This window comes from Pedobacter sp. B4419 (assembly GCF_059693725.1).
The window spans coordinates 180077-200138 of sequence record NZ_JCASSL010000001.1 but is presented as its reverse complement, the minus strand read 5'-3'; the positions used below and the strand labels follow the sequence as shown (position 1 = coordinate 200138).

Below are 20062 nucleotides of genomic sequence, written 5' to 3'. Positions count from 1 at the left end.
GTGTGTTACAATGGATAAGTTTACTCTATTTGCCAGAAGAGAGCTTAATGGAGGCAAATATTTTTTTAAGCTCCATGGCCTCTTCTTTGTATTTTTTAAACTCTGTTTCAAATTTTTCATCATCATACAATTCTCTTAGTACTCTCAACCAGTGAACACTTTCACGTGCCTCTCGATAAGAAATCCCAATTCTATAGTTAAAGTCTCTTTTGCTCGACGCTCCCTGTGCCTCTTCATAATTTGCCCCAATAGAAGTAGAAGATCTGCTCAGTTGTAAAACGGGAACTTTATAAACAAAGCTGTAAGGCAGTCTGTTCAAAAATTTCAATACATTAACCCCAAAACAGAATGTTCTGTCAAGGAGTTGTTCGGTTTTTGCATTCATAGTATGATGTTTTAGGTATAGATTAAATCTACCAAAAATCACCCTTTTAACCTACCTCACTTTCAACCTCATACCTTCCCTCTTACATCTTACATCTTCCCTATTCCCTATTCCCTCCTATATTTTACCCTTTACATCCTTCTACACAAATCCACCGCACTTTTATACGCATCTTCATGGAAGCCGTACTTAAAATAGCTGCCACAGAAATAAACAGGTCCTTTTTCGTTTAGTTTATATAATTCCTCTTGCGCCTGCATGGCCGGTACATCAAACAAGGGATGTTCGTAAGCTATTTCCTGGATCACTTTGCTCTTGTCTAAACTCGAGCTCGGGTTGATTGACACAAAATAATCTACCTGATCAGATACGCCTTGCAATTTGTTCATCCAATAAATGGTACTGGGCACCAAGCTCTCGCCCTGCTTTTCTACCCTATAATTCCAGCTGCTCCAAGCCAGTTTTTTCTTTGGCATCTGGCCCTTGTCGGTATGGAGCACTGCCAAATTTGGCTGGTACTTAAACTTAGATAACAAGCGTTCCTCATCTTCGGTTTGGTGTTTCAGCATGGCAAAGGTTTGGTTGGCATGGCTGGCCATAATCACCTTGTCGAATTCCATTTCCTCGCCACTGGCAGTCACCACCATTACTTTGCCATTATCCAGTCGTTGCACAGAGGCAATCTTGGTATTGATCCTGATTTGGTTCCTGAAAGGAGCGATCAGTTTTTCGCGGTAAGCTTGGCTGCCCTGGTGCAAGGTATACCATTGATGCTGGGTATCAAGACCCAAAAAGCCGTGGTTTTTGAAGAAGCGCACCAGAGACACCGCCGGAAAATCCAAAATCTGCTCCATTGGGGTAGACCACACGGCCGAACTCATTGGGATAAGGTATTTCCATAGCATGTCTTCGCCATAGCCAAACTCTTTGATATAGCGTCCCAGCGAATAATCCAGGTATTTGGGATCATCCAAAATCTGTACACTCTCCTGGTTAAACCGATTGATCTGCATCAGCATCTTTAAAAAAGAAGGCTTAAACAGGTTTCTTTTCTGTGCAAAAAGGTGCTTCATGCTCGAACCGCTATACTCCAAACCATTGGGCAGGTACTGCACGCTAAAAGACATGTCTGTTTTTTTAACAGGCGCCTTAATCTCGTCGAACAGCTCGCACAAATGCGGATAGGTTTGGTAATTAAACACCATAAATCCGGTATCGATGTAAACAGGTTTGCCTTCTTCTTCAACAGTAATGGTATTGGTATGCCCGCCCACATAATTGAGCGCCTCGAAAACGGTAAGGTCGTATTTGTTATGGAGGAAATGCGCACAGCCCATTCCAGCGATTCCCGTTCCTATGATGGCAAGTTTTTTCATATCTAACATGCTTTCGTCATGCTGGCCCTGATCCAGCATCTTATCTCGAGATAGCTCCCAAATCGAGGTCCGGGATGACGATATTTTTATTTTTCAAACAAATAATGGCAAACCATCCATTCGTTGCCTTGGTTGTAATTGAACAATTCGGCACAGGCCATGTAAAAAAGACGCCAGTATACCCACCACTTTACTGCATTTGCAGCGCCGTAGGTTTCTACCAAAATAGGCATGATTTCTTTTTTGTGCTTGTCCATATTGCTGAGCCAGGCTTCTGAGGTTTGGCCATAGTGGCTGCCATTCACCACCCAATGTTGCTTTACCTGCAAATCATCATTAAAATAGAACAGCAGATGATTTGAGGGCATTATTCCTCCGGTAAAAAAGTACTTGCTCATCCAATCAGTTTCGTCAATTATTTCGTACTTGTAGGCCAGGGTTCGGTGTGTAAAAATGTGCACAAAAAGCTTTCCCTCTGGCTTTAAAAAAGAAGCTACTTTAGCCAGCAACAGTTTGTAATTGCGCATGTGTTCGAACATCTCTACCGAAACTACGCGGTCAAAGGTATCGGCGATGCTAAACGTATTCATATCGGCTGTAAGTACGGTTAGGTTTTGTATACCTCTTTGCTTGGCTGCATCGTCTATAAAAATCTTTTGTGTTGCCGAATTAGAAACCACCGTAAATGTGCTTTCTGGAAATTTGGCTGCCATATACAAAGACAAAGAGCCCCAGCCACAACCCAATTCCAATACGTTTTGGCCATTTTGAAGCTCGGCCCTTTCGCAGGTCAAGGCCAGCATATCATCTTCAGAAGTATCAATATCGTGTACGCCTTTGTTCCAATAGCCACTGCTGTACTTGAGGTTTTTGCCCAAGCAATATTTAAAAAAGGCGGTAGGCAATTCATAGTGCTGTTCGTTGGCATCTGAAGTATTGACGGCAATTGGAGAGGCCTTTAATTCGTTTACAAGGGCCATTACCTTCCGTTGCTGCAATTCCTCGTCGCCTATGCTTTCGTCTTTAAGGCGTTGCTTGAGGAGTTTTCTAATACCAGCCCGCAATACCGGATCGGGGAGTTTATCGTTTTCTAAGAGTTTATCGTACCACATATGATGGATAATTTAAATATAAAACGGAAGAGGTAAGATGGAAAATGGTTGGAGTACATCTACCCTATCACCTCTTCCATTTTACCTGCTTTTTTTCCAAGGGAAAAAAGCGCTGGTTGTTTCCTGGTATTTTTTATAAGCTACAGGTTTGCTTCGCAGGTTTTGTTCTTCGTTATTGGGCACTCCCGTAACTTTAAGCAAGAGGTACAAAATAATTGCCGGACTAAGCACAGCCAATATTCCCCAAGGCGAAGCCAATGCAAATACAAAATAGGCCATCCAGCTTAGCCACTCGAAAAAATAGTTGGGATGCCTGCTGTAGTTCCAAAGGCCTGTATCGCATACTTTGCCTTTGTTGCTGGGATCTTTTTTAAAGTTGGCCAATTGCTTGTCTGCCACCATTTCGCCAATAAAGGCCACCAGCCAAATGGCCAGGCCAATATATTCCAATAAATGCAACTGAGGATCTGGATTGGCCATCACCAACAAAAAAGGAATAGCCAGCAATACATTCGAAATGGCCTGAAACTGGAAAAAGAAAAAGAAGTTGCGGTCGGCCTGTTCGCCCCATTCTTTTCGCAACTGCTGATAGCGTCCCTCTTCTTCGCCCAAATGGCCAATTACCCTTTGCCAAAGGTGAATGCCTAATCTTAATTCGGCCAACAAAAACATACCGCCGATCAATAGCTTGCGTGTTTCGAAGCCATCAGATAAAAAGTAAATAATAAGGGTAATTACCGGAAAATTGAGCGCCCAAAAAACATCGACCACTCCGGCATTCTTGATGCGCCTGGCCCAAAGCCAAACCAAAGCCATAATAGTACAACAGGCCAACAGGCAAATGAGCGCAATAAATAGAAGGTTTTTGTAGTTCATTGAGTATCAAGCAGCAAGTATCGAGTAGCAAGTATTAAGATAGCTACGCCCTTACACCTTCTACCCTCTCACCTTCTACCTTTCTACAAGCAATTCTTTAACACCTTGGCCTGGCTTTAGTTTAAACAATTTGATTAAAACATAAGCGCATGTGCCCAAGCTACCTAAACATACGAATAAAATTGTCCACAGGATTTTAAATGCGACAGATTTTTCTTTGTAGTACATCCATAAAGTAATGATCAAAATATTGGCATAAAAATCCCAAAGCGTTGCCCGCATCCAAGGGATGGCTCCCAAGAAATCCCATTGCTCAAACAGGGAACTTGCCAGGCTGGTACTCACCACTATATAGATCATCCACACCAAAACAAGTGAAAAAAGAACTTTTAATGTGGTGATCGTTTTCATAGTACAGTATTTAGATTTTTCTGATCCTGATGATCCGCATCCAATGCAAAACCTTCATCACCGGATAAGTTGGGTCGAATTCGAACCATCGGGTGGCAAAATTCGGACTATTTGGTTTTTTATGGTGGTTATTCTGAAAAAGCTCGCCCATCAACAAGAAATCCCAAGGCAAGGAGTTTTTGCTGTGGTCATCGTTATTGTGGTTCGAATAGCCGTATTTATGGCCGCACCAGTTTACAATGGCACCGTGCAATGGCCCCATCAAAAAGTGGATGGGCAATAACAGGAACATCCACCATTGTGTGGCATAAACCACATAAAACCCGATATAGAATAAGCCACAACCAATGCGCCAGAACCAAGAATCACCAATTCGGTCTACTAATGGCCACTCCGGATAATTGCCCCTAAAAGCCGGCTCTGGCTCTATCTTGTGGTGCAGGTAATTGAGGTACATGTTCTTTGTGGCGATCATCATGCCAAACACATCCTTGAAAAAATGTGGCGAATGCGGATCTTTCTCGGTATCGCTGTAGGCATGGTGCATGCGGTGCAATATGGCATAGGCCCTAGGATTTAAAAAAGAAGATCCCTGCGAGATCAATAAAATAAGGTAAAAGAATTTTTCCCAAAATGGCTCCATCTTAAACATCTTGTGCGATGAGTAGCGGTGCAGAAAAAAGGTTTGGCTAAACAACGACAGGAACCAGTGGACTAAAAAGAATATTAAAATGATCATGTATATTATAAACGGTTGTTAATTGAATTTGGTTTTAAGCATGTGCTAAACAGCACCAAAAAGCATCAGTAAAAACCCTATTGCAAATCCCATAATCGACGTAAGAATCATGGTAATCAGGTAGCTGAGCAAGGACAAAAGAAGAACTGTTATGCCCGAAAGCTTATTGAAGAACTGCATATTTACCCATATGCCTAAAACTAGTGCTATCAGTCCCAAAAAACTGCTCAAAATTACAAGGGAAGGACTACCCGCTAATAAATAACCAAGTGGAAAACACAACAGCTGTATCACGAGCATCTGCCCTAATAAAAAAGTGGCAAGCACAAAATGTTCGATAAAGTTATAGCGTTGTTTCCTAAATGCGAGATAAGATCCAAGTGCGGCAAAAGGCAAGGAAATAAGTGAAAAAGCCACATAATGATGTGAAGCCCAATCATTAATTTTCTTAAATAATTCTATGCCTTTGGGGTCATCGCTAAACTTAAAGCCACCTGTAACATCGGTATGAAAATAGAGTGTTAAAAGCCCGTACAAAGTAGCCAATAAGACCACAAAAGAAATGGGTTTAAAATGCATTACCCTTTTGCCCTCGATATATTCGCGTATAGAATGTCCAGGACGGGTAAACAGCTCTTTAATGGTAAAGAGCACCCCCCTATCAAAATGCAACAAGCCATGCTGGATGTCGTGCACTACAAAGTGAGAATTTAATCGATGCGTATTTGTGGCTTGGCCACAGTTGCTGCAAAAATTGCCAGCTATATCATTCTGGCAATTTTTACAACTATTGGTTTCTTGCATAAGAGCTTAAATTAGTACAAACTGTGCCTATCTGCCGAAATCGTCTTGTACACGAACGATATCGCTTTCATCTGATGGATTTTGGGCATCGGTATGTTGCCAAATTTCGGCTACTACGCCCCAGTCTTCCAAGCCGATTAAACGGTGGCGTTCGCCTTGCTGCAGTTTGATCTGGTCTTTTGGATGGTATTGTTTCACTTCGCCTTCTTCGTCGGTTGCGCTGGTTTTAATGCCAACCGTTCCGCTTACTACTTGCCAAATTTCGGCTCTGCGGTGGTGGTATTGCCAAGAAAGGCGGGTATTTGGAGCTACGATTAAAATTTTCGGACTTAATTTGCCTCCAATCTTAAGACTGTTTACATCCAGTCCATCAAAATAAGTATCGGCAAACTGTTGGGCTTGGTCTTCGTCTATCACAAAGAAACCACCCCAAGGACGTGTTTCATCGCGATTTACCACATTAAAGCCTTCTATCTGCAAACGTTGTGCAACGGTATCGAATATTTCTTTCTTTTGGTTTTCCATCAATGTTATTTTTTGTTTTTATCAGGTTTGAAACACCTTGACAACAGTATTTCAATAAGTTGTAAAAATAAGAAAAAAGCCCTTTCGGGCTTTACATTTTTTCAACAAAAACGTTTTAGTTCTCAGCAGACGATTTTCAACTTGCAGTTAATTGCATTTTTAGGTAAGGCGTATCAAGTATCAAGATGGGGTGCTAAGAATTTAAGCAACTAATGACCAATGAACTCCTCAGCAAAAAACTTGCGTAATCCTTCTTTTCTTCGCGGTTAATACCTTACTACTTGATTTCGTGGATCAAGATATCTAAGCCTAGTCCTGCTGTTTGCAAGATGAGCGGGAAGTTGGGGTTGTTTAAAATCCAAAGTTCTACTTTGCCATCTTCGCTCGCCACATGGGTAGCATCAACTTCTTTATCGCCAAATTTCATCGGCTTTGCTCCCGTTTCCTTTACTTTGAACTTAAGGGTATTATAAGTAAAGGATTTGTTGGCTACCAATGATTTATAGGCTTCTTTTGAGATCAGTCCGTACGTTTCGTCATCGCCCAGTTTTGTAGTTCCTTGCGGGGGCTGCTGCGTATAAATTGTTTTGCCGTTATCCAATGCTTTTTGGTTGATTTCGAACTCGCCTTCGCCATAGCCATCTACATACCAGGCAAAAGTAACTGGCGCTTCAACGCGTTTGATGGTAAAAAGAACCGGCACTTCTTGGCTCTGTACATAAGCTGTTGCGCTTAAAGTGGTGCCTGCCTTGATTTCGGGCAATACTTTTTGTGCTTGGGCTACCAATAAAAACCCTAAGCAACACAGGGTGAGGATGACTTTTTTCATAATGGTTTTAATTTTCCGGTTAATGGTCTAACCCTATGAAATTATTCAATTTAAGCCATACTAAAAATAGCTGTGTCTATTAATTTTATGTAAACAATATTGTGTACAGCGAATTGCCTATGACAAGGCCATATCACACTAAAATTTCAAATAGCTTTTCTTTACCCATTTATGGTCGGTACTGATCTTGCACCAGCCATTTTGCGTTGTACTGATAAAAACCTCCTGCCCATTTGCCAAGCTGCCCACCTTAGGATAGCTTGTGCCTGGTCCGCTTCTTACATTTAGCGTAGTGGCATTCACTGTGGCTCTTATTACATCCGCAGTATAGCTGCCATTTACCCAATGGCTTTCCAAATTCGATATTTTATACCAGCCATCTTTTGCTTCATAAACCCTTAGTATAGCGCCTAATGTTGCAGGCTGTCTACCCGGCACCATTTTGCTTTTGGCATTGCTACCCATTCTAATGTTTAGGGTGTCGGCTGTAACGATTACGTATTTCAGCAATTTTGGCACTGCAAGTGGTGGAGTACCACTCAAGGCATTTTCAACCAGCGGCAACAAGTTATTCTCGCAATCGGCCACTTTATTTCCGCCAAAGAAATTTGTTCCCGGACAGGTCTTATTGTTCTTTGTGCCATTATTGCGAACACCACTTATCAAGTCGAACCAGTGGTGATAAACTACTTTGTCACTATTAACCGGCACGCTAAAACGCCTGCACAAAGCTGCTGTCATCCTTATAATCGTATCTTGATGCGCCTGTGTCATTGTATCCTTGCCTTTGTCAAAATTGCCCAGGTTCTCTATACAAATGGCAAAGTTGTTGTTGCCAAAGATACAGGCAGGCGAATTTTCCAAACTCCGTCCAGTCACTATGCTCCCGTCTGGAAAGCTGGTAAAGTGCTGGCCAATATCCATCCAGCCATTGTTGCTTACGTGATAGGTCTTCATGCCCTGCTGCAGCTCAAAATGATTGCTGCCATTAAAGGAAGCATAGCTTGGATTCCAGGCATGGTGTTCTTGAACATACAGGATGGTCCTGGCCACCTTAAGAGAGGCAATCCAAGTTTCGAACTCGGATATGCTCATTTTTGTAAAGCCGAATTTTGTTGTCATACCTCGTAGTTGTTTAGCGAGAATAATATTAAATATCGGGTTAAATTACGACAGATACATGCAAGATAAAAAATTGAACGTCTCTAAAACATAAGCCTGTAGAAAGCCAGCCACTGCTTTTGTAGAGTCATGGATTTGTTTTGGAGCGCACTGCCATGTGGCAGATTAAAGCCAATCCAACTTTCCGCTGTATCTTTTTTGCCCTAAAGCCAAAAAAGGATGCCGCTTCAATTCGGGCTATTTTACGCACGCCTGTATAAGGAACATAGCTGTAGGGACTATTGTTAATAAACCTGATGGAAGCGCGCACGCAGTAAAGCGGACAGCAGGACCAGGTTTGCCATTAAAGCTCCCGCTCTCCCTTTCAAAAAACACCTGTATATATTGGGGAAGTCTAGCCAAATTCGCTATAAGCCATCTTATTTAAGCCATTCGCCTTGAGGTACACAAAATTACGCTCCGCATCGATAATGATATTGAAACGTTTCAATACATCACCGCCTATGATACTCATTTTTTGGCGACCAATCGATCCTTCAAAAAAGCCTACGGGCACATCCTTCAGTTTTTCTTTCCCTAAAATAAATGCAGGCAGCACGGCTTTTTTGGTTTTGATGCTATTGCCGTATGAATCTTTAAGCGATTTCTCTCCGATTACCTTTAGCAACTCGCCCAATTTGTTTTCGCTGGCGAATTTATCGTCTAGCAAAATGCCACCCGAATAGCCTGAATGGATCAAGAATTTGTTCTTGTAAGTGCTTTCGCCAATTTGGCAATTCCCCTCGATAAACATATTGCCATTGCTATACGTTAATTGGAGCTGTTCATATTTTTTTGCTTTGCTTGGTAAGCTATTGCTCACGATGATCACATTTTTATCGAAATCAATTTCTATTACTTTTTTGTCGAAAAGATTAGTGCCGAACTTGCCATCGGTATGTTGGCCAGAATTTTTATCTTCCCATATCGGCAGATTCGCCCAGCTAAGCCCTTCTATTTGCAGGGTGTTGCTTTTGCTAAACCTCGACGAGCTTTGTCCACCCCAGCTGCTTACGCTATCTGTTCTGTTAAATTCTAAACTAGACATGCGTTTGGTGGCCTCTTCGGTAAGCATGAGTCCATCAACAGCCATATGAAACATTAAATTGACCGTATCTTTTTGGTTAACGACCGCCTTTACCGACATGTTGTTGTATTCGGTTAACTTAAAAGGGATCACGGTTGGTTTTGTACTTTGCGCAAAAGCAAGCTGACTGCCAAAAGCCAGTAATGCCAGCAGGCAGGATCTTAGTTTCTTCATGGATTGGATTTCTTTTGTGTTAAAAATAAAACCTCCGGAAAATTTATCCGAAGGCTTTACAAATTAGAAATTTATGGGCTGATCTCCCTACATCTATCTTATATTTTACTTTGTCTCTTCAAAACTAATTGCATAGCCACCCGCTGCTGCACAAAACTGCGCCAGTTTGGTTTTGCTGCTTACTGCTACCTTGCGGATGTTGTAGGCCTGCGGATTGGTTTTGTAATTGGTTTCCTTGGTATCGGCATAAATGGTAGCCATGTATTTTTTGCCTTTTTCCAAGAAATCCAATGAGATGTTAGAAGTACGCGTGTTATCGCCGTTCACGCTACCCAAAAACCATTTGCCAGTGCCCTTGGCCTTACGTGCTACGGTAAGGTATTGGCCCGGTTCGGCTTCCAGGTATTTGCTGTCGTCCCAGTCAACTGCTACGTCTTTAATAAATTGGAAAGCATCAGGAAAACGGTCGTAGTGCTCAGGCATATCGGCTGCCATTTGCAAAGGACTGTACAAGGTTAAATACAAGGCCAGCTGATTGGCCAAGGTACTGTTTACGTGGGAATTATTGCCTGGACTGAATTTGCTGATATCCATCTCGAAAATTCCAGGTGTATAATCCATCGGGCCACCCAACAACCTGGTAAAAGGAAGAATGGTTACATGGTTTGGCTTAGAGCCCCCAAAAGCCTGATATTCTGTCCCCCTGGCTGATTCGTTGCCTATCAGATTCGGATAGGTACGGGCAATACCGGTTGGTCTTACAGCTTCGTGGGCGTTGACCATGATTTTATATTCAACTGCTTTTTCTATCGCATATTGGTAATGGTTGATGATCCATTGGCTATAATGGTTTTCGCCCCTCGGTAGGATATTGCCCACATAACCGCTTTTAACCGCATCATAGCCATTGGCCTTCATAAATTTGTAGGCCGTATCAATATGGCGTTCGTAGTTTCTTACCGACGAGGAAGTTTCGTGGTGCATAATCAGCTTAATGCCCTTGGCTTTGGCATAGGTTCTCAATTCCTGTACATTAAAATCGGGATAAGGCGTAACAAAATCGAAAACATAGTCTTTCGAGTGGCCAAACCAATCTTCCCAACCTACGTTCCAGCCTTCCACCAAAACCGCATCAAAACCATTCTTAGCGGCAAAGTCGATGTATTTTTTCACATTGGCCGTTGTTGCCCCATGCTTGCCGTTAGGCTTGGCCTTGCTGTAATCGGTTACCCCCAATTGAATGGTCGGATATTCATCGGTATAAGACCAAGTGCTTTTTCCGGTAATCATCTCCCACCAAACGCCTACGTATTTTATGGGCTTGATCCACGAAACATCCTTGATTTTTGAAGGCTCGTTCAGGTTGTAAATCATTTTCGAAGCCACGATATCGCGGGCATCATCGCTTACCATAACGGTACGCCATGGCGTATTAAACGGAACCTGGATATAGCCTTTGTCACCTTTGGCATCAGGAGTCAGCCACGATTGGAAAACCATATTCTTATCGTCGAAGTTGAGGTGCATGCAGGGATAATTGATCAAAGCTGCCTCGTGTATGTTAAGGTAAAGGCCATCATTGCTTTTCATCATCAAGGAAGTTTGTACACCTGTTGGTGAAAATCCCTGTTGCGACACATTGGCTGTCCTGGCTTTTTCGCCAAGCGCCCTGATTTCGCTCAGCTTTGTGGTATTATAGTCGTATTCTTGGGTATCGTAATCGCCCGGAATCCAAAAAGCCGTGTGGTCGCCAGCCATGGCAAACTCTGTTCTTTCTTCTTTGATCACAAAATAAGTGAGGTCCTTTTGCGAAGGAAATTCGTACCTAAAACCTAAACCTTCGTCAAACAAGCGAAAGCGAATGAGGATTTGTCGGTTGGTTTCTTTTTGGGCCAAAGTTATCGCCAATTCGTTGTAATGGTTGCGAATGGCATTCACTTCGCCCCAAACTGGTTTCCAGGTTTCGTCGAAAGTGGTGGTTTTGGAATCCGTGATGGTAAAATCATCCAACAAGGATTTTTTATCGTCCTTTAGTTCCAAGCCCAGCTTACTGGTTTTGACTACTTCTTTTTGCTTGTATTTCAAGCTATAAGTTGGTGTACCATTTGCTGCCAAGGCAAAGTTGAGGGTGATATTGCCATTCGGCGATTTTAATTGCTGTGCATTTACCGCAAGTGCAAAAACGAACACCAAAACAATTAAGAGTTGTAGTTTCTTCATATATTAGAATTGAAGCAATAAAATTAGCCTATTAATTCAATAAATATAAATCTTGTTACAAAGGAATTTGCGCCATGCTATTTAAAGAAGTGCAGTTACAGGGAATCAGGTCTGGAATAATCAGTCTCGCTTTTAGAAAATGGGGAAACGCTACCGTAAAACAAGGAAGTCTCATCAAAACCTCAATTGGCATAGTAGAGGTTACAGCCATTTCTATCATCGAAGAACAGGACATTACCCTTAGCGATTTAGAAAAAGCGGGTTATAAAAATTTGCAGCAGCTCTTAAAATCATTCTTTCAAACTAACAAAGGCAACATTTACAAAATAGCAGTCAGGTATCATTCTGAAGATCCAAGGCTAGCGCTCAGAACACAAGAAGCATTAAGCGAGCAAGATTTTTTGCTGTTGAAAGAAAAATTAAACCGCTTGGACCGCTATAGCAAGCATGGCGATTGGACCATGAAAATTCTATTGGCAATTAAAGACCATCCCCATTTAAGGGCCCGAGACCTCGAAGCGCTAACTGGATTTGAAAAGGAATGGCTGAAACTACATATCAGGAAACTGAAAAACCTGGGACTTACCATCAGCCACTTGGTGGGCTATGAAATTTCACCTTTTGGCGAAACCTATCTGGCAAAAGTCGGGTAATTAAATGAGGAAAACCTTAAGAAGTGAGGAGAAGGTTGTTTTATTCCTCCCCCTACCTCCTCCAAAGAGGGACGGCATAACGTCCAACAACTCATATGCCTTAGTTTTATTTCCTCCCCCTGCCCCCTCCAAAGGGGGACGGCATGGCGTCCAACAACTTACATACCTTATGTCTCTTATGTGGTAATGTAGCCACAGCTTAACAGATTGGTTTTTGACCACCTTCTTTTAAAAATCGTCATATCCGACCCCGATCCGGTATCCATTTCAAGAGTGAATAATTCGCTTATTCCTCCCCCTGCCTCCTCCAAAGAGTGACGGCATGACGTCTTGTGGCCTTTGTGCTTAAACCCCACTAAGTATTTACCACATAGGCACATAGCTTGGTGTATTTTGTGCCTTTGTGATTAAATAAGATTCAATCTGTTAAGCGGTGGCTAAAATCAAGGTGTTAGAAATAAACGCCAGAAGCCAAATCTTCAAGCAGGCTTACCTGTTTTGGTTCCCAGCCCAATGTTTGGCGACTTTGTTTGCTTGAAGCCATACAATTTTTAGCTGCAAAAAAAGTAAGCCAGCCAAAATGCGCTTCCGCATCCGCAGCTTCTTTGCTTACCGTGGGTAGGTTTAAGCCTTGTCCAATAGCCGCAGCAATTTGTCTAAAAGGGATTCCCTCTTCGGCTACCGCATGATACACCCGTTGCTTAGGCTGTTTTTCTACAACGAGGCGATATAAAACAGCTGCATCAAAGCGATGCACTGCCGGCCAGTTATTTTGCCCTTCACCAATGTAGGCTGATTCGCCTTTTTCTTTTGCCATGTCGATGATCATCGGAACAAAGCCATGGTCGCCTTGCCCATGTACCGTTGGCGGGAGCCTTACGATATAGGCATTTACCCCTTGTTGAACAAGCGCCTGCGCAGCTTCTTCGGTAGCCGCACGTGGCATTAGTGCCGACTCTATTGCCTGGTCGTCTTCGGCAAGTAATTGACTGGTACTGAGCACGCCTATGCCCGAGGTAATTACCAATGGCCGATTTGAGCCCGCAAGCCCTTCGCCCAATGTTTGGATGATTTGCCTATCGGCCTCGCAGCTTGCTTTAAACTGGGTAAAATCGTGGTTAAATGCAGTGTGGATAACCGCATCACAGTTCTCCACGCCTTTTTTTAGACTTTTCAAGTCATCGAGGTTGCCCCGATGTACTTCGGCGCCCACGCTAACCAATTGTTCGGCAGCGCTGTCGGTACGGGCCAGGCCAAGCACCTGATGTCCGGTCTGTAAAAGTTCTTTAACAATGGCAGCGCCCACAAATCCGGAAGCTCCTGTAACAAATACTCGCATAATGAATGAATTTTGAGCTACAAAGTTGCGTCAATCCATTGCCCAAAAAAGAGGTCATTTGACCCTATTTTAGCTTAGCGATGTAATCGTGCGTGGCGGATGCGGGTAAGTGTTTTTAGGGAAATGCCCAGGTAAGCGGCGATCATACGCAAAGGCACACGCGATAGCAAATCGGGCGAACTGCGTACAAAATCTTCGTATTTTTCTTCGGGCGTAGCGCTCAAAGCAGTGAGGATCCGTTGCCTGCTGCTATGCATATTGTGGGAAATGAGCTTTTCGGAAAAAACCTTCAGCTTTGGGATTTCCTTTAACAGGCGATTAAAATCAGGTTTGGCCCACAGCAATACCTCGCTTTTTTCGATAGCCGAAATATTAAAAACGGCAGGCGTTTCGCGATCATAGCTCTCCACATCCAAGGTCCAGTTGTTGGCTGCTGAGAACTGTAGAATATGTTCATTTCCATCAGCACCAATGGCGAAATTTCGAAGCAATCCTTTTAGTACAAAGACCTTATGCCGGCATACCTGTCCCTGTTGCAGCAACAATTCGTTGCGTTGCACTGTTCGTTGGATAGCCAAGGAGTATACCTGTTTCATCTCCTCATGGCTCAGGTGAACCTGTTCACTAAAAAAGGCTTGAAATTCGGCTGTCATTGCACCAAAGTTAAGCGCTTCTTAGTTGCTAATCAAGAGCCCAGCAAAAAGCCCTCCGATTATCAGAAAGGCTCTTTGTTTGGTATTATTCAGACCAAGGTGAATGCAAAATGCAATCGCAGAAGTTTTTCCGGTGGAAATTAGGGATCATATAAGCACAAACATCAGCCTTGATATTGCCAAAGGTGGTTTCCGTTTTATGTTCAAATCCAGAAAAGAAGGTAGGAATGATTTTATTTTTGAAATCATTTCTTGGGAAAGCATCGATAATGGCCTCGCGGTTGGCATCGCTTAGATTTTCGTAGCCCTCTCCCATTACATCGAGCCCCACACCCGAATACAACAAAGCCACTTCCGGTTCTTTGTATTCGGCCACGCCAATCGTGGTATGCAAGGCAATGGCATCCCATACCAATTGCATCGACTCTTTAGGCAAGCCATGGCTTTTTAAGAATTCCCTGGCAGCATTGGCTCCATCTACTTCAAATCTTTTATCCGCACTGCTATAATGGGGCACCAAACCCAAATCGTGAAATACCGCACTGATGTAAAGCAATTCGGGATCGTATTTGAGCTTGTTGCGTTGTCCATTTAGGGAGGAGAAGATAAAAACCCTCAACGAATGGTTATAGATAAAGGAGGTACCGTGCTCCAGCAATAATTCGGTGGCTTGTTGCGCTAGGGTACTGTCGGGAATATTGATTCCTGCTACTGATTTTAACCTATTTACTGACATAACATTTTGATTTATGCCACAAAGTTAGGTGCTCCAATCTCGAACGGCTTATCAGAATTGGCGTTTCACCTGTTAAAATTTACGGCTTGAAACCGATAATCGGAAGGCGAGTTTTGGGCGTTTTTCTTAAAGAACTGGCTGAACTGCTCGGGAGTAGCAAAGTTGAGCTTATAAGCGATTTCTTTTACCGCCAAGGAAGAAAATTGCAACTGGCGCTTGGCTTCGGCCACCAACTGACCATTGATCATTTCTTTGGCACCCTTGCCGCTGCTTCGACGGCAACTATCGGATAGCCTACGAGCAGTAACATTCAATTGCCTGGCATAATCAGCCACCTCATGCCATTGATCAAACCGTTGGCTTAACAGCTTAACGAACTGATGATACAGTTGTTGGTCTTCGTTGTTATAGCCTTTGGCCAGTGCCAAATTGATATTGGCCATTTTAATCATGATGATTTTGAGATAAGCGGCCAGCACATCCAATTTATTGATATAGGCATCGGCCATAACTTCTTCGTACAAGGCCACAAAATGAGGCAAAAGCCCCAACATATCGGCATCGCTTAAAGGCAGGCATTGGTTATGGCTTGCATCGTTAAAAAGTACGGCTTTGCAGTTATTGGCACTGGATGGCGTGCGCTCCCAAAAACAATCGCCAAAAGCGATTTCGTAACCCGTTAATTGGAGGTCTTTGGCGCCTTTATAAACCTGTCCCTTCGAAAGCAAGAACAATTGCTTATCCCTTACCGCAAATTCTTCTTCATCTATTTGGATGTAGCCTTCCCCTTTAATCACCAGCAAAATGCGATGGTAGGCCAAACGATAAGTTTTCCTTGCCTGATCGGAGTCCAATAAATTTACCGCAAACGAATCAGCTATGTTTGCTTCTAGGATGGGAAACATAAATGTAAAAGTAAGCAATCTATCAACTAGGTATGTAGCCTACTTGTAAAAAGAAAAAGCGAAAGGCATCGTGCCAAATCGCAGTGATTTTTAATTGCACAAAGCCTTTTCAAAATCCTTGGTTTGATAGGCGTTTAAAATCTGATATTCTTTTGAAGCCGCCGTCAGTACTTTTTCTGTCGGCTTAACGATAGCTTGATCTTCCATGCTTCTGATCACGCTATCGTTTCTCACATAAGTTCGCAGCTCTCTTTTTGTTTCGGGACCAATCGCAGGCCCACCAATGAGTACATCGTATCCAAAAATAAACTTGCCGTCTTGATAATAGTATTCCGTTACCCATGAACCGTCTCCAATGGCTCCACTTTCAACAATTTTTACGATTTTGCCTTCGTTGAAAAAATAGCTCACTATCCCGTCTTCCACACAGCCATCGGCTTCCCAGTTAAAACTTTTCTTGGTCAATTTTAGCGCGTTTATTCTCGCAAACTCAGCCCTGATTTCTTTAATAACCTCTGCCGTATCAGGTTTTGACACTGTTTTGCTGTCAGACAGGCTATCGGCGATAGCGCTCTTGTCTTCTTTCAGGTTTGCTTCTTTTTGTGTTGCATGATCTTGCCTGCATGCCGTGGCCAACAGACAAAACGCCAAAATTATAATTGGATATCGCATAATTATCGGGATTGATTGCCTAGGGCTTTGCAAAACCGATGCCAAGCTGGCCATTGTATAAATCAAATTACAATGCATTAATTGGTCGTTTTTACCGATATTGATGAACGATTAAAGCCTAAGCTTATGAAAGGTATTCTATTGATTTTGATGCTATTCACCTTGGCCTGCCGGGATAAGACACCTAAAAACCAGGTTAGCTCAACAAAAAAGAGCGATTCGGCTTTATTGTGGACGGATTACCAGATTGGCGAACTGCCGCCAGAAGGATATTATGATGCAAAAGACAGCATCATTAAAAAATGGAAGATCCGTTATAAAAGAATAGAAGGTGGCTGCGAAGCAACTGTGGCCGATAGGGAAAAATTTGAAGCGGGAAATGCCGAATATTTTTTGGAGCTAGAAAAGAAATATGGCAAAGATTGGCAAACACAATTTAGGCAGGAAGTTACCAAACTGGATAGTGTTTTGAAGCTAAACAAAAAAAGCCCATGACAAAAAACAATTCTAATTATAGGCGATAAAATTAATGGGAAGAGTTCAATTTTGCTACTTTTATCCAATTGTGGCAATTACCTAAATTTAGCATTGCTATCGTAAAGCAGTACAGCCACTTGCGTATTTTACCAATATCTTGATGGTATTTATTTAACATAACACTATTTTGTTATTGCCACCATTTCGGTATATGATCCGATCGTTGAGACCTGTAGCCTGATGCGGTATGCTGAAGGTGTACAGCCTTGAAATTCCTTGAAATAACGGTTAAAAGATGTCTTGGAATTAAAACCGCTTCTACTAGCCAGCACCTCGAGCTTAATGTCCATTCCCGATTGGCAGATGAGCTTGCAAGCATAGTCAATCCTAAATTTTCCCAAGTATTTGTAAAAGTTCATTCCGATCCTGTTGTTGAGCAACTGGGTTAAATGGTGTTTGGAGATATGCAACACAGCGGCCAATGAAGTGAGCGACAGGTCACTATCTAGAAACAGTTCATCAACCGCCATTAGCTTCTCTAATGTTTCTTCATACCTGTCTAGTATTTCTTCAGAAAGGTTATTCTTTTGATACGCCTGAACTACAGAGCCTCCCTTGGTCCTCGTCTCGAAGCCCAAAAAGAAAAGCAATCCTGCCCGATAACGAAAAGCGAAGTATACAGCAATAAACAAGAATAGGCAAATCAATAAGATCATCGCTGTTACCTACCTGTGCTTTCTTTCAACTCTGTGAGATAAGCCCTGATTTGATCTTCCCCGATCATATCAAGCAACTCTGTGTATCCGTAATAGCCTATAGCGATTGTAATATCTACCTTGTTGAGTAGCCTTTCTGTGGCCATGCTGTCCATTTGTTGGTTTGCCCAATAGAGTGGTGGCACCAAATACTTTTCATTGGATTTTCTTTCTCTCATTGTTACGCTTTTTTCAAGTTGAATCCCATTCCTTGCCCTGTTTCTAGTGCATCTCTTTTGAAAGCATTTCTTTAGAAATCCCGCCCCTCTTTCTCTTGACACATAGCTATCTCCTATCAGAATTGCTCCGATTTGCAATAGTTATGCTTGTTATTGCCCAAATTTAGCATGGATATCATTTGGCGAAACAGACACACAGGCATTATAGCAACATTATGCCATGCTAGGATTCAAAACAGCAAAAACATGCTATTACTCCTATTTAAAGGCCCAAGTTAATTGTGCTTGCCACACGTAGAAGATTTGCGCTGGATGGAGACATGTGTTACATTTGCAACGAATGGCATGAAGGTGATATTGATAAAGTAATAGCCAGACTGACATCGGTCTTAAAGTATGGGCATATCAGCAAAATCAAGATTTACGGACATATAGATAAACAGTTGACTTTGAAGCACAGCAAAAAATTTAGCCCCTTAAAAAATTACGGGGTCATATTCCTGATACTATCATTCTATAGGTGTACAGCTTGCAACGCCCAAGCAAACCCTAAATATATCGGCAACCAATACGGCGTTTTTGACCTGGACAAGATCAGCTTTTCAGAGCAACCAGATACTTTGCTTTCAAAAACTGAAAAATTCTATAAGCTTCCCCAAGAAGATGGATATTTCGATGAAAAGCAAAAAAAGTTCGTTGCCACGGGTACACTTTACCATATTTATAGAATACTGCCAAAGCATGTAAGCTCAGGGATGTTTAAGTTTAAGCAACTGGCGATACCGCCCAATCAGGTTATAGATTTTTATGTAGACAATTCCCAAAAACTCAGAAAAGTTGAACTATCAGTTTACCTGGAAGATAAAAAGTACCGTGACCTTCTCACTGCATGCAAGGATTTTAAAGATGTAACCACTGCGCAGATCAGTAAGTTTAACAACGGCAGATACGTGATCCTGCAACATGAAAATCCTGAAAAGACCATCCAAACAACACTTTACTGCCTGGATAACCGCAATGAAAACAGCACAGACCTCAACCAGAATTATTTCGTGAGGATATCCAAGATCAGCCTTAAAACCAAAAATGACAAGATTTACAAACGGCTTACTGATGAGGTAAAAACACCGTCAGGGAATAATAAAAACTAATATCTCAGATTTATTGAAAGCACGAGCCATCTATCGTTCGTTATCGTAGGCAAAGAATTACGACAGATGAGGTCATTTGATCCAATTTAAAACAAATTCTCTTAGCCATTGATCCAACAATCCATCAGTATAATTCAGTTTTTTTAATTCATCCCTCTTTGGTTTTAATTCAATTACCTGTTTTACAAATCCTTCTGCGTTCATGTTTATCTATATAATTATAAACTTTGCTTCAACTGTCTTCTGGCTTCCACAATCATTAAGTCAAAGTATTTTTTAAGCCTTAGTTTTGATTGGTAAGCTTTTACGTAACATAAAAAAGCCAAATGCGGACATAACTATAATCAACACCAGAACATGCGTATCTAATGGGCAAGCAATATAAGTTGTAATTGTAAAAAGATAGCCTCTGGGATAATCAATGCCCATACTTCTTAATGTACAAGATCCGGCCGCACCTAGCGCAGATTTATTAGAACAGGCCAACTCAGTGTATAGACCAGAATAATTAATGTCGTAATCAAATGTTGTTCCAGTAACCACAGTTTGGTACACATTGCCAAATATTGGATCATAACAAGCCGATCCAGGAACCGGAGTTATCTTTGGCCCGGCAAATAGAGAATTGCTAATTAAAAGAAAAAACAGGCATAGGGGAAATATAACCTTCATAAAGTAAATTATAGTAACTTATTTAATAACTATATTTACAATAAGGGATGATGTTATAAAAGTAGTATTTATTTTGAGAAAACGACGGCCTTAATTTGCCTTCCAAATACTATAACATAACTACTCAATTGATATAAAAACATAACGTAAAAAGGAAAGTATCTTATGTGG

General features: G+C 42.0%; 23 protein-coding genes. 3 read left to right on the top strand and 20 right to left on the bottom strand.

Going from position 1 to position 20062, the window contains the following annotated elements; genetic code table 11:
* Nucleotides 1-25: 25 nt before the first annotated feature.
* The 12 genes from AC570H_RS00745 to AC570H_RS00690 all read right to left on the bottom strand — a co-directional run bounded on the left by AC570H_RS00745 (nt 26) and on the right by AC570H_RS00690 (nt 11699).
* Nucleotides 26-385, bottom strand: coding sequence for a four helix bundle protein (locus AC570H_RS00745; RefSeq protein WP_497350687.1), 360 nt, complete (start codon nt 383-385; stop codon nt 26-28).
* A 131-nt stretch (nt 386-516) separates the two neighbouring features.
* Nucleotides 517-1761 (bottom strand): NAD(P)/FAD-dependent oxidoreductase, encoded by a 1245-nt coding sequence (locus tag AC570H_RS00740; RefSeq protein ID WP_497350685.1) that lies wholly within the window; start codon nt 1759-1761, stop codon nt 517-519.
* An 86-nt stretch (nt 1762-1847) separates the two neighbouring features.
* Entirely contained in the window at nt 1848-2873 is a 1026-nt protein-coding gene (locus AC570H_RS00735) for an SAM-dependent methyltransferase (protein ID WP_497350683.1), read from the bottom strand.
* Between the two features lie 81 nt (nt 2874-2954).
* Entirely contained in the window at nt 2955-3749 is a 795-nt protein-coding gene (locus AC570H_RS00730; RefSeq protein ID WP_497350681.1) for a DUF1295 domain-containing protein, read from the bottom strand.
* 75 nt (nt 3750-3824) lie between these two features.
* Nucleotides 3825-4160 (bottom strand): DUF1475 family protein, encoded by a 336-nt coding sequence (locus tag AC570H_RS00725; RefSeq protein ID WP_497350679.1) that lies wholly within the window; start codon nt 4158-4160, stop codon nt 3825-3827.
* Between the two features lie 10 nt (nt 4161-4170).
* On the bottom strand, nt 4171-4899 hold the full coding sequence (locus tag AC570H_RS00720; protein ID WP_497350677.1) for an acyl-CoA desaturase: 729 nt from the start codon (nt 4897-4899) through the stop codon (nt 4171-4173).
* A 45-nt stretch (nt 4900-4944) separates the two neighbouring features.
* Nucleotides 4945-5703: a DUF3667 domain-containing protein gene (locus AC570H_RS00715; protein WP_497350675.1), complete on the bottom strand. Its 759-nt coding sequence runs from the start codon at nt 5701-5703 to the stop codon at nt 4945-4947.
* Nucleotides 5704-5730: 27 nt separating this feature from the next.
* Complete coding sequence (locus AC570H_RS00710) at nt 5731-6228, bottom strand: cupin domain-containing protein (RefSeq protein WP_497350673.1); 498 nt, start codon at nt 6226-6228, stop codon at nt 5731-5733.
* A 277-nt stretch (nt 6229-6505) separates the two neighbouring features.
* Complete coding sequence (locus tag AC570H_RS00705; RefSeq protein ID WP_497350671.1) at nt 6506-7057, bottom strand: hypothetical protein; 552 nt, start codon at nt 7055-7057, stop codon at nt 6506-6508.
* A gap of 138 nt (nt 7058-7195) precedes the next feature.
* Nucleotides 7196-8179, bottom strand: a complete 984-nt coding sequence (locus AC570H_RS00700; protein WP_497350669.1) for an SH3 domain-containing protein — start codon at nt 8177-8179, stop codon at nt 7196-7198.
* 394 nt (nt 8180-8573) lie between these two features.
* Nucleotides 8574-9479, bottom strand: coding sequence for a hypothetical protein (locus AC570H_RS00695; protein ID WP_497350667.1), 906 nt, complete (start codon nt 9477-9479; stop codon nt 8574-8576).
* A gap of 105 nt (nt 9480-9584) precedes the next feature.
* The gene (locus AC570H_RS00690) at nt 9585-11699 is read right to left on the bottom strand and encodes a glycoside hydrolase family 97 protein (protein ID WP_497350665.1); all 2115 of its coding nucleotides are present in this window, start codon (nt 11697-11699) and stop codon (nt 9585-9587) included.
* A 74-nt stretch (nt 11700-11773) separates the two neighbouring features.
* Here AC570H_RS00690 and AC570H_RS00685 point away from each other — a divergent pair, with 74 nt between their 5' ends.
* Complete coding sequence (locus tag AC570H_RS00685) at nt 11774-12352, top strand: hypothetical protein (RefSeq protein WP_497350663.1); 579 nt, start codon at nt 11774-11776, stop codon at nt 12350-12352.
* A 451-nt stretch (nt 12353-12803) separates the two neighbouring features.
* Here AC570H_RS00685 and AC570H_RS00680 read toward each other — a convergent pair whose 3' ends face one another.
* The 5 genes from AC570H_RS00680 to AC570H_RS00660 form a co-directional block, all read right to left on the bottom strand.
* Nucleotides 12804-13691, bottom strand: a complete 888-nt coding sequence (locus tag AC570H_RS00680; protein ID WP_497350661.1) for an SDR family oxidoreductase — start codon at nt 13689-13691, stop codon at nt 12804-12806.
* Nucleotides 13692-13765: 74 nt separating this feature from the next.
* Nucleotides 13766-14344, bottom strand: a complete 579-nt coding sequence (locus AC570H_RS00675) for a Crp/Fnr family transcriptional regulator (protein WP_497350659.1) — start codon at nt 14342-14344, stop codon at nt 13766-13768.
* A gap of 85 nt (nt 14345-14429) precedes the next feature.
* Nucleotides 14430-15080: an HD domain-containing protein gene (locus AC570H_RS00670; protein ID WP_497350657.1), complete on the bottom strand. Its 651-nt coding sequence runs from the start codon at nt 15078-15080 to the stop codon at nt 14430-14432.
* A gap of 65 nt (nt 15081-15145) precedes the next feature.
* Entirely contained in the window at nt 15146-15985 is an 840-nt protein-coding gene (locus AC570H_RS00665; protein ID WP_497350655.1) for a helix-turn-helix domain-containing protein, read from the bottom strand.
* A 90-nt stretch (nt 15986-16075) separates the two neighbouring features.
* Complete coding sequence (locus AC570H_RS00660; protein WP_497350653.1) at nt 16076-16657, bottom strand: hypothetical protein; 582 nt, start codon at nt 16655-16657, stop codon at nt 16076-16078.
* 126 nt (nt 16658-16783) lie between these two features.
* Between AC570H_RS00660 and AC570H_RS00655 the strand changes: the two genes are divergently transcribed.
* Nucleotides 16784-17152, top strand: coding sequence for an FEKKY domain-containing protein (locus AC570H_RS00655; protein ID WP_497350651.1), 369 nt, complete (start codon nt 16784-16786; stop codon nt 17150-17152).
* A 164-nt stretch (nt 17153-17316) separates the two neighbouring features.
* On the opposite strand, the gene AC570H_RS00650 is transcribed toward AC570H_RS00655, so the two are convergent.
* Both AC570H_RS00650 and AC570H_RS00645 read right to left on the bottom strand, forming a co-directional pair.
* Nucleotides 17317-17850 carry a helix-turn-helix domain-containing protein gene (locus tag AC570H_RS00650; RefSeq protein WP_497350649.1) on the bottom strand — a complete coding sequence of 178 codons (534 nt, stop codon included), beginning with the start codon at nt 17848-17850 and terminating at the stop codon, nt 17317-17319.
* Between the two features lie 5 nt (nt 17851-17855).
* Complete coding sequence (locus AC570H_RS00645; protein ID WP_497350647.1) at nt 17856-18068, bottom strand: hypothetical protein; 213 nt, start codon at nt 18066-18068, stop codon at nt 17856-17858.
* A gap of 281 nt (nt 18069-18349) precedes the next feature.
* Here AC570H_RS00645 and AC570H_RS00640 point away from each other — a divergent pair, with 281 nt between their 5' ends.
* The gene (locus AC570H_RS00640) at nt 18350-19219 is read left to right on the top strand and encodes a hypothetical protein (RefSeq protein ID WP_497350645.1); all 870 of its coding nucleotides are present in this window, start codon (nt 18350-18352) and stop codon (nt 19217-19219) included.
* 276 nt (nt 19220-19495) lie between these two features.
* On the opposite strand, the gene AC570H_RS00635 is transcribed toward AC570H_RS00640, so the two are convergent.
* Nucleotides 19496-19891 carry a hypothetical protein gene (locus tag AC570H_RS00635; protein ID WP_497350643.1) on the bottom strand — a complete coding sequence of 132 codons (396 nt, stop codon included), beginning with the start codon at nt 19889-19891 and terminating at the stop codon, nt 19496-19498.
* Nucleotides 19892-20062: the final 171 nt, after the last annotated feature.

Bases quoted from the DNA above. Each gene is read 5' to 3' on its own strand.
- AC570H_RS00720 (WP_497350677.1), bottom strand. From the start codon at position 4,899: ATGATCATTTTAATATTCTTTTTAGTCCACTGGTTCCTGTCGTTGTTT.
- AC570H_RS00695 (WP_497350667.1), bottom strand. From the start codon at position 9,479: ATGAAGAAACTAAGATCCTGCCTGCTGGCATTACTGGCTTTTGGCAGT.
- AC570H_RS00665 (WP_497350655.1), bottom strand. From the start codon at position 15,985: ATGTTTCCCATCCTAGAAGCAAACATAGCTGATTCGTTTGCGGTAAAT.
- AC570H_RS00745 (WP_497350687.1), bottom strand. From the start codon at position 385: ATGAATGCAAAAACCGAACAACTCCTTGACAGAACATTCTGTTTTGGG.
- AC570H_RS00685 (WP_497350663.1), top strand. From the start codon at position 11,774: ATGCTATTTAAAGAAGTGCAGTTACAGGGAATCAGGTCTGGAATAATC.
- AC570H_RS00725 (WP_497350679.1), bottom strand. From the start codon at position 4,160: ATGAAAACGATCACCACATTAAAAGTTCTTTTTTCACTTGTTTTGGTG.
- AC570H_RS00730 (WP_497350681.1), bottom strand. From the start codon at position 3,749: ATGAACTACAAAAACCTTCTATTTATTGCGCTCATTTGCCTGTTGGCC.
- AC570H_RS00740 (WP_497350685.1), bottom strand. From the start codon at position 1,761: ATGAAAAAACTTGCCATCATAGGAACGGGAATCGCTGGAATGGGCTGT.
- AC570H_RS00735 (WP_497350683.1), bottom strand. From the start codon at position 2,873: ATGTGGTACGATAAACTCTTAGAAAACGATAAACTCCCCGATCCGGTA.
- AC570H_RS00715 (WP_497350675.1), bottom strand. From the start codon at position 5,703: ATGCAAGAAACCAATAGTTGTAAAAATTGCCAGAATGATATAGCTGGC.
- AC570H_RS00670 (WP_497350657.1), bottom strand. From the start codon at position 15,080: ATGTCAGTAAATAGGTTAAAATCAGTAGCAGGAATCAATATTCCCGAC.
- AC570H_RS00650 (WP_497350649.1), bottom strand. From the start codon at position 17,850: ATGATCTTATTGATTTGCCTATTCTTGTTTATTGCTGTATACTTCGCT.
- AC570H_RS00690 (WP_497350665.1), bottom strand. From the start codon at position 11,699: ATGAAGAAACTACAACTCTTAATTGTTTTGGTGTTCGTTTTTGCACTT.
- AC570H_RS00710 (WP_497350673.1), bottom strand. From the start codon at position 6,228: ATGGAAAACCAAAAGAAAGAAATATTCGATACCGTTGCACAACGTTTG.
- AC570H_RS00655 (WP_497350651.1), top strand. From the start codon at position 16,784: ATGAAAGGTATTCTATTGATTTTGATGCTATTCACCTTGGCCTGCCGG.
- AC570H_RS00705 (WP_497350671.1), bottom strand. From the start codon at position 7,057: ATGAAAAAAGTCATCCTCACCCTGTGTTGCTTAGGGTTTTTATTGGTA.
- AC570H_RS00700 (WP_497350669.1), bottom strand. From the start codon at position 8,179: ATGACAACAAAATTCGGCTTTACAAAAATGAGCATATCCGAGTTCGAA.
- AC570H_RS00660 (WP_497350653.1), bottom strand. From the start codon at position 16,657: ATGCGATATCCAATTATAATTTTGGCGTTTTGTCTGTTGGCCACGGCA.
- AC570H_RS00675 (WP_497350659.1), bottom strand. From the start codon at position 14,344: ATGACAGCCGAATTTCAAGCCTTTTTTAGTGAACAGGTTCACCTGAGC.
- AC570H_RS00645 (WP_497350647.1), bottom strand. From the start codon at position 18,068: ATGAGAGAAAGAAAATCCAATGAAAAGTATTTGGTGCCACCACTCTAT.
- AC570H_RS00680 (WP_497350661.1), bottom strand. From the start codon at position 13,691: ATGCGAGTATTTGTTACAGGAGCTTCCGGATTTGTGGGCGCTGCCATT.
- AC570H_RS00635 (WP_497350643.1), bottom strand. From the start codon at position 19,891: ATGAAGGTTATATTTCCCCTATGCCTGTTTTTTCTTTTAATTAGCAAT.